This is a genomic window from Vibrio sp. DNB22_10_4, assembly GCF_052879755.1.
The window spans coordinates 1-350 of sequence record NZ_JBNNXW010000048.1 but is presented as its reverse complement, the minus strand read 5'-3'; the positions used below and the strand labels follow the sequence as shown (position 1 = coordinate 350).

1 protein-coding gene is annotated in these 350 nt (G+C 50.6%); it reads left to right on the top strand.

Translation table 11 applies throughout. The annotated features are described in order from the left end of the window. Nucleotides 1-350, top strand: a 350-nt coding sequence (locus ACVA6Q_RS24595; protein ID WP_446649215.1) for a cadherin-like domain-containing protein, incomplete at both ends; no start/stop codon positions are given.

The following is a 350-nucleotide window of genomic DNA, read 5'->3' as shown; positions in this document are numbered from 1 at the left end:
GCAGCAGTCGTGGAAGATGTCGGTTACACCATCCAAGAAGACGGTTCATTGACCTTCACGGATGAGCAGCTTCTAGCGGGCGCCTCCGATATCGATGGCGATGACTTGTCTGTTGCGGATGTCAGCTACTCAGGCACCGAAGGCGTCTTCACGGATAACGGTGACGGCACGTATACCTTTGCACCAAACGAAAACTTCAATGGTGACGTCGACCTAAGCTTCTCAGTGAGCGACGGCACGACTACTACTGAAGCCAACATTGATGTGACCGTTGAGTCTGTTAATGACATACCAGTAGCAGGCTCAACAACATATTCAGTCGATGAAGACGGCATAATCACCATCTCTGA